The 9,266-nt window shown below is 44.7% G+C and carries 8 protein-coding genes; 1 reads left to right on the plus strand and 7 read right to left on the minus strand.

All coding sequences use genetic code 11. The annotated features are described in order from the left end of the window. Window positions 1-194 precede the first annotated feature (194 nt). The gene (locus ICL16_RS18325; RefSeq protein WP_190830392.1) at window positions 195-1,091 is read right to left on the minus strand and encodes a tyrosine-type recombinase/integrase; all 897 of its coding nucleotides are present in this window, start codon (window positions 1,089-1,091) and stop codon (window positions 195-197) included. Between the two features lie 170 nt (window positions 1,092-1,261). Here ICL16_RS18325 and ICL16_RS18330 point away from each other — a divergent pair, with 170 nt between their 5' ends. After that, window positions 1,262-4,273 carry a Tn3 family transposase gene (locus tag ICL16_RS18330; protein ID WP_190830395.1) on the plus strand — a complete coding sequence of 1,004 codons (3,012 nt, stop codon included), beginning with the start codon at window positions 1,262-1,264 and terminating at the stop codon, window positions 4,271-4,273. 93 nt (window positions 4,274-4,366) lie between these two features. Here ICL16_RS18330 and ICL16_RS18335 read toward each other — a convergent pair whose 3' ends face one another. The 6 genes from ICL16_RS18335 to ICL16_RS18355 all read right to left on the minus strand — a co-directional run bounded on the left by ICL16_RS18335 (window position 4,367) and on the right by ICL16_RS18355 (window position 8,954). Then, window positions 4,367-5,242: a TolC family protein gene (locus ICL16_RS18335; RefSeq protein ID WP_238360828.1), complete on the minus strand. Its 876-nt coding sequence runs from the start codon at window positions 5,240-5,242 to the stop codon at window positions 4,367-4,369. Window positions 5,243-5,261: 19 nt separating this feature from the next. Beyond that, window positions 5,262-5,603, minus strand: coding sequence for a hypothetical protein (locus ICL16_RS45720; protein WP_238360829.1), 342 nt, complete (start codon window positions 5,601-5,603; stop codon window positions 5,262-5,264). Window positions 5,604-5,655: 52 nt separating this feature from the next. Then, on the minus strand, window positions 5,656-5,880 hold the full coding sequence (locus ICL16_RS18340) for a hypothetical protein (protein WP_202895605.1): 225 nt from the start codon (window positions 5,878-5,880) through the stop codon (window positions 5,656-5,658). Next, window positions 5,864-6,349, minus strand: coding sequence for a PIN domain-containing protein (locus ICL16_RS18345; protein WP_190830407.1), 486 nt, complete (start codon window positions 6,347-6,349; stop codon window positions 5,864-5,866). The genes ICL16_RS18340 and ICL16_RS18345 overlap by 17 nt, the downstream gene beginning before the upstream one ends. A gap of 500 nt (window positions 6,350-6,849) precedes the next feature. Further along, entirely contained in the window at window positions 6,850-7,950 is a 1,101-nt protein-coding gene (locus ICL16_RS18350; protein WP_190830410.1) for an HlyD family secretion protein, read from the minus strand. Beyond that, a complete protein-coding gene (locus ICL16_RS18355) occupies window positions 7,947-8,954 on the minus strand; it encodes a metal-dependent hydrolase (RefSeq protein ID WP_190830412.1) in 1,008 nt (335 codons plus the stop codon). The genes ICL16_RS18350 and ICL16_RS18355 overlap by 4 nt, the downstream gene beginning before the upstream one ends. Window positions 8,955-9,266 lie beyond the last annotated feature (312 nt).

Consider the following 9,266-nt stretch of genomic DNA (forward strand, 5'->3'; position numbering starts at 1 on the left):
GCTGGCTACACACGATCCCTTCATGCCCCCCCTTAATAAGGGGGGGTTGGGGGGGGTGGGGATTGGGGGGTAAAGATGTGTAGCAACTACAAGAAGAATTGCGCGCGCGAGTAGCAATGGAACAGGAATGTACGCTAAGCCCGAAAAGCTTACAGACATTACATTCTAGATATTGGGAAAAATGAGCGCGATCGTTATCTTCGGTTTTGATCGTGGCGTCGTCGCCAAGCGCGTAGTTCTGCATCGGCAGTAGCATCCGACTCTTCTGCGTAACGGAGGGTAGTTTGCAAGTTTTTGTGACCAAGACGCTTGCGTATAGTATTTAGACTCACTCCTTCGTTAATCAGTTCAGTTGCATGTGCGTGTCTCAGGTCGTGAATACGACAAGTAATGCCAGCGTTTTTGCAATAGCCAGACCACTTCTGTTGAACTGATTGGTAACGTAACGAACCACCCCTAAAATTCTTAAGGGCTCGGAACAGTGGTCCATATTTATATCCAGTTTGCTTGAGGTAGGTGCGTAGCATTGCTACTAATCGCTGATCATCCAGTAATACCGTGCGCCGTTTGCCGCCTTTACCCAGCACGTTGATATGTTCATCATCAGTAGTCAAGGTAAGGTCTTCAATATATAGACTCAGTGCTTCTCCTACTCTCAGTCCCGTTTCAAACAGTAGCCGAAACAAAAGTTGGTCAGCATACCTAGATTTAGGAATTACAGCCAGAATCTTCTCAACTTGCTCTCGACTTATACTGTTTGGCTTTGGAGAAGTCAGCTTGACTCGCTCAATCCTTGCCATCGGGTTGGTATCAATTAATTCCTGGCGGTAAGCCCAGTTGAAGAAACTGGCTAAAGTTGACTGCTGGCGTGCTTGAGTTGCAATACTAAAATGAATACAGGTATCAAAAAACTTGCGTATGTGGTCTGTAGTGATGTACCTTAGCGAGCCAGAGTAAAAGTTTAAAAATCTTTGCAAATCGGTTGCATATCCACGGCGAGTGTGAACCGACCGATGAGCATGAGCCAAATCAGCCAGGAAGTCAGCGACAACTGCCTTTAAAGTTAATTCTGGTACTTTGGGGGATTTCATGATCCCGTGCTTCCGAAGATTCCTGTGATAATAATAAAATAACATGCAGTAAATACAGTATTCAAACTGGTGTATAGTCAGGAATACATGTAAAAATTCCTGTAGTAAAGATTATTATCACAGGAATATAAGGGTAACAATAGCCTTTATTCGGGGCGGGAATATAAAAGATGCCCGTTGATTTCCTAACTGATGAACAAGAACAACGTTATGGTCGCTATGCTCTTGAGCCTACTCCAGCTCAACTGGCTCGCTATTTTCATTTAGATGATGCTGATACTGAACTGGTGAAGAAAAGACGTGGAAACCACAACCGTCTTGGCTTTGCTTTACAACTATGCACGGTTAGGTTTTTAGGTACTTTTCTGAGCAATCCAATAGAAGTGCCAAATCTTGTTGTGGAAAAAGTAGCCAATCAGTTGGGCATTACCGACCTTGGGTGCTTAACCCGTTATCTTGAGCGGGATACCACTCATAGAGAACACGCGGGCGAGATTCAGCAGCATTACGGCTACCGAGACTTTAGTGACCAGCCCGAACATTGGCGATTGGTGCGTTGGTTGTATGGACGTACATGGTTAAGTGCAGAACGTCCAAGTATCCTATTTGACCTCGCTACAGCACGGTTAGTTGAGCGAAAAATTCTCTTGCCTGGTGTTAGTGTTTTAGCACGTTTGGTTGCCAGTGTGCGCGACCGTGCTGCTAACCGTCTGTGGCGAGTTCTGTCCCAACTTCCTAACACTTTGCAACGGACACGTTTGGATGATTTACTGCAAATCACTCCTAACACCCGCACTACACCCCTAGACCGTTTACGCCGTTCCCCTACCCGCTCCTCGGCTCCGGCTTTGGTTGGTGCTTTAAACCGATTGGTTGAGGTGCGAGCTATAGGAGTAAATACACTATCATTATCTGCTATCCCTAAAAGTCAACTGAAGGTGCTAGCCCGAACAGCTTCTTCTGTACGCGCCCAAGCTATTGCTAGGATGCCTCCTGAACGCAGAACAGCTACACTGCTGGCTTTTGTTCATGTTTTAGAAGCCACGGCTACGGATGATGCCATAGATTTACTTGATTTGCTGATTGGAGATTTATTAGCTTCGTCAAAACGTATTGGGGAGCGAGAACGTCTGCGTACCATCAAAGACTTGGACGCTGCGGCGTTGCAATTGTGCAAAGCTTGTGGAGTTCTCCTTGATTCTACTTGTGATGACCAGAAGGTACGTGATGAAATTTTCACACGCATCAGCAAAGAGCAGTTGACACAGGCAATTTCCAAGGTAGAGGCACTGGCGCGACCTGACGATGACGATTATGGTGATGTGATGATGCGCCGTTGGAAACATGTCCGTATCTTTTTACCACGGCTTTTACATACAATTCAATTTGAGGGGACAGAGGCTGGACAACCCATCCTGGAGGCGCTGCAATTTCTTCATACCATTGAGGGACGTAAAAAACCTGACATGAGTGTGGCTCCACTAGCCTTTGTAAGTAAAAGCTGGCTGCGGTTAGTGAAAACTGCTAATGGTGAAATAGACCGCCGCGCTTACACATTTTGCGTGTTAGAACGCTTGCGTCACACTTTGCGCCGTCGGGACTTGTTTGTTTCTCCTAGTCTACGATGGGGCGACCCACGTGCAAAACTTTTGCAAGGTGATGCTTGGATTTCAGCACGTCCTACTGTGTGCCGTACCCTAGACCTTCATCCCACTCCTCAATTGGAGTTGGAAGCATTGGCACACCAACTTGATGAAGCTTATCGTCGTACCGCTCTTAATTTACCTACTAATGCCGCAGTACGTATTGAACAAGTTGATGGGCGCGACACAATAGTATTAACTGGGCTGGACAAGTTGGAGGAGCCACTTAGCTTGATAGTCCTTCGAGATCAAGTGAGTGAGATGTTGCCGAGAGCTGATTTACCAGAAATTCTTTTAGAAATCCAAGCTAGGACAGGATTTGCCAATGAATTTACCCATTTGAGCAAAGAGAATGCCCGTGTAGAGGACTTATCTACAAGTATTTGTGCGGTGCTATTAGCCGAAGCTTGTAATATTGGACTGGAACCATTGATCCGCCCTGATGTCCCTGCATTAACTCGCGGACGCCTCTCGTGGGTACAACAAAACTATATCCGCATGGAAACGCTGACTAGTGCCAATGCCAGATTAGTTGATGCCCAAACTCACATTTCCCTAGTGCGAGCCTGGGGAGGAGGCGAGGTAGCATCTGCTGATGGACTACGCTTTACAGTTCCTGTGCGGACTATTAATGCTAGACCCAACAGCAAATACTTTGGTGTGGGACGCGGCATTACCTATTACAACTTTACCAGTGACCAATTTACTGGTTTTCATGGCATCATTATTCCTGGTACACTGCGTGACTCCCTTTTCCTATTGGAAGGATTGTTGGAGCAACAGACCAGTTTACGTCCAATTGAAATTATGACCGATACAGCAGGCTACAGTGACGTGGTATTTGGTCTATTTTGGTTGCTGGGTTATCAGTTCAGCCCACGAATTGCAGACATCGGTGAGACTCGGTTTTGGCGAATTGACGAGAGTGCTAATTATGGTGCGCTTAATGGATTAGCACGTAACCGAGTCAATACTGAATTAATTGCTAATAACTGGGATGATATGTTGCGTGTTGCTGGTTCCCTAAAATTGGGGACTGTAAGTGCATCTGAGTTGATGCGAACTTTGCAGGGTGGAAGTAGTTCTTCGACTTTATCAAAAGCAATCGGTGAACTAGGACGAATAGCAAAGACGTTATATTTGCTACCTTATATTGATGACGAAACCTATCGCCGTCGCGTCCTCACCCAACTTAACCGAGGAGAAGGTCGCCACAGTTTAGCCAGGGTGACTTTCCACGGACAACGGGGTGAAGTGCGTCAACGCTACCGTGAAGGTCAAGAAGACCAATTGGGTGCTCTAGGGCTGGTAGTGAATGTGTTGGTATTGTGGAATACGAACTACATGGATGTAGCGATAAAGCAACTGCAAAACCAAGGAGAGGAAGTAAAATCTGAGGATTTAGCGCGGCTCTCTCCTTTAGGATACAAGCATATTAATATGTTGGGACGTTATCAGTTTACTTTAGCTGAACATTTGAAGCGGGGCGAACTTCGCCCTCTACGCGATCCAAAGGACTTTGGCGAATCCTATAGCTAGAACGTTGTGTGGATAAAGCTTATAGCCTTAGCGTACATTCCTGTTCCATTGCTACTCGCGCGCGAATTGGTATTAGACAACCAAGTAATCCGATTATATCTCCGCATCTTTAACACTGAGAACTAACAGTTTTATCTCAAATAAAGCCCTGCGCATCCTTGCCCAAGCTGAGTAAGTCTGGGATTTAGTATGATCTAATTGATTTTGCCGTGATAAGAATAGCTCAGTATCGCTGTTACCGCGAGTGTACCTTACAGCATATATTTGAAACTGCTGTGTAGCTCTTGCAGTTACTATTTGCGAAGTTTGAAAATCGGTTCTTGCTTCATCAAACTTGACTAAACTTGTAGCTACTTTCTCTCGAATTGTTTCTGCCAATTGCGCCCTGGAGCGCTGTAATTCGGCAACTTTGACACTGATATCGGAAATTTGAATGGCACGGGATTGAGCTGAGGAGTCTCCACCTTGTGTACCTTGAAAAAATGGCACGCCAATTACTCGCAAAAGCCCATTGATTATCCCCAAGTCTCCTCTAAAGATACCAGCAATATTATCTAGCAGCCCTGGTGTTCTTTGTTGTGTGGTAGTTGTAGTAGTAGGTCCCAGCATATATTGTAATGCTGGAGACAGAATACTAAGCTGGATACTTTTCTTATTTTGAACTTTGGCTTCCTCAATCTTTTGATTCGCCTCCGCGATTCGAGCATCAATTTCTTTCAACAATGGTGACTGCGTAACAGCTCTCTCCTGTAACTGCTGAAGACACGCTGCTGAAGTTTCAAGGCACGGCAAGCCACCGCGCATGATTCGCCACATGTCGTCATTGAATTGCTGAGTTATGAGTTTGTCAATATTTGGCTGAGCAAAGGGGTTTTGTTGAGTTTTAGGTACAACCGAATCCGACTCTTCTTCCGCTTGCTGCGTATCTATTTGATTTTCCTCACTCTGCTCTTCTTCTTTTTGAGACAACCGGTTGAGTTCGACGCCGTCAGTTTTTACTTTTGGCGTTGGCGGTGGTGGTGGAAGGTTGCCCGGAGTTTTTACGGGAGGTGTTGCTTTGGGAACTGGTATCGGCTGGGCTTTTACCAGAATAGGATTTGATATCAGGAGTAAAGTTGCTAATTGTAAGCGTAGTAGTGTACTTCCCATTATTGCCGATCCAAGGTTTGATTCTCCTGATGTAACCGTTTCGTGGCGCTCTTACCACGGGGATTTGACTGAGCTTTTCATCCACCGATGCCAGCGACAGCGATAATTGAGCAAGTTGATAATCACGATCGCTTGTATCACAGTACCCTTTGAGCGATCGCGCACTGCTTGTGCTATTCACTCAAATCGTGCTAAAAAATGACGAAGAGGGCATAATTTTCCAACAAGCGTTGCTACTCAATAATTTCATCATATTGATTGGTGTCATCTGACTGCAGTTGTTTCATCTCCACCAATACCTCAGCCAAAGTTTTTTCATCTAGCCATTGATGACGTTCTTTAGTATAATCTCCTTTACCGGGATTGAAATATTGAATAAACCGAATAGTATCGGTAACTCCCAGAGAATTGATTAAGGCATCGTAGCCCTGCTTGATAATTTCATTTTGAGTTTTCATCATTGCTTTCCTCGACTTGTATTACGGATGCCAACCATTGAACGGGGTTATTAATCAAAACGTTAATCAATTGAGAGTTTTTTTGGGCTTTTTTGAAGAGTCTGTCATCTGTTGTAAGAAATACATCTGCCCGACTTCTTTCAGCGCAGGCGATGTGGGTGGCATCATAGCTTGAGAATCCTAATTTTTCGAGTTGGGCTGCCCTGTTTTCAATAAAGGCGCTATTAATAACTTTTATTTTAGCGATGAAAAGTAATTTTTTGACGTTTTCTAGTCTTTCTAAATCTGGTGTTTGGTTTAATTCGGCAATTAAAGCACTGCTGTTAATTAATTTCCAATTAAGAGATTGACATTGGTTCAGAATTGTCATAACTGCCTGTGTTTCTAAATAAATACGGGATTGGGTTTGATCGTCAAATGGACGATTGAAACAACAAGCATCAAGGTATATTCTATATTGTTTACTCATACGTGCTAATCAACCGACTGTTCCCCACACCAGGATGTATTGCAGCAACAACCGACTACTACTAACACTTTAACAGAACCTACTGCCAGCGAATCCATGCAGCAACAAATTCATTGTATCGGAACTCAAACACAAGCGAAGAATTACGTACTAAGCTAATCGTCATTCATTTTTCAAGAGTAACTTGTTCGTAGTAAGCGGCTCTAGCCCTTTCTTTATGCAACTTAAATGCTCATTAGCTTAACATTTACTCATGACTCCCTTAGTTTTTACTTTTATCGTTGGCAGTGGTGGAATCCCCAGACTTTTTACCGTCGCGGTTACTTTGGGAACTGGTATCGGTTGAGCTTTTAAGCAGGTAGGCATAAATAAATGAAAGTTTGTAGTAAGGGCTACTCTGCGAGAAGCCGCTCCGCGTCTACAGCCCTGAAAACCTTTGCTCTGAGCGCTCACACGGTACTACGAACATAAGCATGTATTGTATGTTTAATTTTACCTACTTACTTACCAGAATGGGATTTAATATCAGGAGTAGAGCTGCTAATTGTAAGCGTAGTAGTATACTTCCCATTGTTACCGATCCAAGGTTTGATTCTCCTGATATAGCCGTTTCGTGGCGCTCTTACCACCGGAATTTGACTTAATTTTTCATCCACCGATGCCAGCGACAGCGATAATTGAGCCAGTTGATAATCACGATCGCGCACTGCTTGTGCATAAGACAATTGTTGTTTATTATACTCTTGATTTAATTCCTGTTCCTTCTGCGCTCTCTGTGCCACTTCAGCACTAGCTTTATACTCCTCCATCTGCCGCCGCGTCTTCTGATTTGAGAGACGAGATTTCGACAACTCCAACTCAGACTGTGCCATCCGCACATTTACCTTAAGTTGTTGTAACTGCTGCTGCTGCTCAATAGCGGAAGCATTAAGCCTTGCTCTTTCCCGCTCCAATGCCGATTTAGCTTGCTCCTGCTCTCCTTCTAACTGTTTGAGCTTAGCTTCCTCGTGACGGATAATCTCTACTTGCAGCTGCATGTCTTTCATTGTCTGCAATAGCTGCTGTTGCTCCTCAACCTTAGTTGTAGCACCTTGTAATACAGACTCTGCCTTTTCTGCATCCGCCCTGCGCTCTGGGTTATCGGCATTAAGGAAAGGTGTGCGAGCTTCTAAAAGCACCTGCGCCTGAGTTAACTTCATCTGAGCCTGAGCTATAGCCGCTTCTTCTTCATCGTAATTTGCTTTAGGTATAGGTTTCACCGCTGGCATTTTACTCGGTGGTGATGGCACAGGTATAGGTTTCGCCTTCAAGTTATCTACTTGCAAAGTAATTCCTTTGCGGTGACGCAATAGGCGATCGCGCTCTACGCTATTATCAGAAATAGTGTCTCCTTCTTTTATTTGCTGCCCCTCTTTCACCTTGAGAAATTCCGGTGAATCTACTGTAACTGACAGTAACAAAGAGCGCTGACTACCACCAGTAGCACCAGCATTATTAGGAGCGGTAAAAGTCTCCACTGGCGCAGTAGTATCGGCTGTAGACTGTGCGATCGCCGCAGTTGCACAAGTTAAAATAAACGCAAGTGAGATAGCTGTTTTCATAACTCTTTAATGACTACCTCACCACTTAATATATAGTATTCATCAATGGCTTTAAGTTCTTCTTTTCGAGCGTACACTAGATTTACACCCTCCCCAGATTTAGAAATTGTATTAATCGCCCCAGGAGCAGGAAGGGGAAGTTGAATTTCAGCAGGAGTTTCAAGCTGCAAACTACCGGATACTCTTGCACCAGTAGAAAGGGAATTTACCCAGATACTGGCATCCACTTCTTGTATGCGTTGCCGACGCACCCGCATCCGTCGCCGCCCTTCCTTTACCTCCACGCGGCGAGGGATAATATCACCGTTATCAGCTACTCGGAGAATTTTGTCATCTTCCAAGACAATCAGTGTGCTGTTACCTTGTACATCAATTGCCCAGAAAAGCTCATCCACTTGACTATTATCATAACGACGAGTGCCAACTACCCGAATTTGGATTGCCCGCTGACTTTCCTGAAGTAACATACCAGCAGCAGTTTGATTAGTAGTAAGGAACTTTGTAGCAAACTGCTTTTCCAAACCACCACCGCTAATCAAATTTGCAGACAACAACAAAATTGCAAGTGCTGCCACCAATACCATATACTCAGGTCCAGTACCAGTAGCTAACCTCAACTTAGGATTTCTCCCGCACACGCATACAACGCGATTTGGATAGAGAAGCCGTACACCCGACTTTGTAAAAGTATCAGCAGCAGAGCTAAGTAAATGCCCAAAGACAATACCCAGCCAATGTTTCCAAGAAAAGAAATACCATACAGGAAGAGAGCAAACAGCCAAACCAAGAGTAAATAGCAAAGAGTGAGTAACACTTCTATGAGGAAATCTTTCCTCTAAGAATTTCGCCAAAGGGTAAAGCACGCGCCCAGAGTAACTTTTAGTAGTATCTAAATCAGGAAACTGGGAAGCAACACAAGCACAAAATAATACCGTAGGCTCAATTGTACCAATAATAGCCGTAGCCCCAGCAATAGCAATAGCTGCATGAGTAATTGCCAACATTTCAACACCTCCTATAACTGCTTCTCCCCCCACTAATTCCCCACCCTAAGACTGCATGAGTAATATCATTTCTCATGCACGCTTGCTACACACGATTTCTTCAAGCCCCCCTTTTAAGGGGGGTTGGGGGGTAAAAATGTGTGGCAATACCATTTCTCATGCACGCTGGCTACACACGATTCCTTCAAGCCCCCCGACTTTCGGGGGGTTGGGGGGTAAAAATGTGTGGCAATACCATTTCTCATGCACGCTTGCTACACACGATTTCTTCAAGCCCCCCTTTTAAGGGGGGTTGGGGGGTAAAAATGTGTG

The organism is Iningainema tapete BLCC-T55 (assembly GCF_014698965.1).
GTDB lineage: Bacteria > Cyanobacteriota > Cyanobacteriia > Cyanobacteriales > Nostocaceae > Iningainema > Iningainema tapete.

What these genes read in the sequence shown, in the direction of transcription:
- ICL16_RS18355 (WP_190830412.1), bottom strand. Translation starts at nt 8,954, where the DNA reads ATGTTGGCAATTACTCATGCAGCTATTGCTATTGCTGGGGCTACGGCT.
- ICL16_RS18325 (WP_190830392.1), bottom strand. Translation starts at nt 1,091, where the DNA reads ATGAAATCCCCCAAAGTACCAGAATTAACTTTAAAGGCAGTTGTCGCT.
- ICL16_RS18345 (WP_190830407.1), bottom strand. Translation starts at nt 6,349, where the DNA reads ATGAGTAAACAATATAGAATATACCTTGATGCTTGTTGTTTCAATCGT.
- ICL16_RS18350 (WP_190830410.1), bottom strand. Translation starts at nt 7,950, where the DNA reads ATGAAAACAGCTATCTCACTTGCGTTTATTTTAACTTGTGCAACTGCG.
- ICL16_RS18340 (WP_202895605.1), bottom strand. Translation starts at nt 5,880, where the DNA reads ATGAAAACTCAAAATGAAATTATCAAGCAGGGCTACGATGCCTTAATC.
- ICL16_RS18330 (WP_190830395.1), top strand. Translation starts at nt 1,262, where the DNA reads ATGCCCGTTGATTTCCTAACTGATGAACAAGAACAACGTTATGGTCGC.